Here is a 1,134-nt window from a genome sequence, read left to right on the forward strand (position 1 = left end):
AGCTCGCCCAGCACCTGGGCCGGCACGGCCGGATCGCGGCCACCGCCGATCAAGGCGCCCAGGGCGAACTTCCAGCCCTCATCCCCCGGGTCCTGCAACAAGGCCTGAAGCTCGCTGCGCGCAGCCTTCACGTCGCCCTGGCGCATCGCCAGCGCACCGGCGGCACTGCGCATCGCCAATGAGCGCGGCGCACGCTGCTGCCACAGGGCCAGGCCCTTGGCCGCGGCGCCATCTTCGTTGGCCAGCATGGCGATACGGGTCGCCCGCTCGGCCAGGCCGGCGTCGCCGTCGGTCTGCTGGGCCGCCTGCAGGTACCAGCGCGCGGCCTCGGCCAGCTTGCCCGCCTGCAGGGCGAACTCGCCGGCCAGCACCGGCTCCAGCGCCAGTTCCTCAGTCACCGCAGGCCGTGCAGGCGCCTTGGCGGGCACCGCCGCCAGGGCCTGCGCACAGGCCAGAGACAGCAGCAGAACACTGGGGATGCGAATCAATGCGGGCATCGTCGGCATCGGGGCCTTAAAATGTCGTCCAATGGCCAGCAGCTTATCGCAAGCAACTGAACAATGACCCTGTGGGTGCTCGGACTGAATCACCAGACCGCACCGGTGGAACTGCGCGAACGCGCAGCCTTCGCCGGTGACGCGTTGCCGCGCGCGCTCGGTTCGCTGCGCGATACCCCGCAGATCGCCGAGGCGGTGCTGCTGTCCACCTGCAACCGCACCGAACTGTATGCCGTGGCAGAGTCCGCGCAGGCGCTGGACCAGTGGCTGCAGAGCCAGGCCGGCGACCTGCAGGGCTACCTGTACCAGCACGCCGATGCCGATGCCGTGCGCCACCTGTTCCGGGTGGCGACGGGGCTGGATTCAATGGTGCTGGGTGAGCCGCAGATCCTGGGCCAGGTGAAGGACGCCTGGTCGACCGCGCGCGACCACGGCCTGCTCGGCCAACGCCTGGACCGCCTGTTCCAGCAGACGTTCTCGGTGGCCAAGCGCGCGCGTACCGATACCCAGGTCGGTGCCAACCCGGTATCGGTGGCCTCGGCAGCGGTGCGCCTGGCGCAGAATGCATTTGCCCGTCTTGACGATTCCACCGTGCTGCTGGTCGGCGCCGGCGAGACCATCGAACTGGCCGCACGCC

1 protein-coding gene and 1 pseudogene are annotated in these 1,134 nt (G+C 69.9%); one reads left to right on the forward strand and one right to left on the reverse strand.

Annotated features, from left to right (window positions below):
- Window positions 1-506 (reverse strand): annotated as a pseudogene (locus AC1VAN_RS22585) (hypothetical protein); the annotation flags it as partial.
- A 54-nt stretch (window positions 507-560) separates the two neighbouring features.
- Between AC1VAN_RS22585 and hemA the strand changes: the two are divergent.
- Window positions 561-1,134, forward strand: a 574-nt coding sequence (hemA, locus tag AC1VAN_RS22590; protein ID WP_480986833.1) for a glutamyl-tRNA reductase, incomplete at its 3' end; no start/stop codon positions are given.

The organism is Stenotrophomonas sp. 05L44_2, assembly GCF_056665995.1.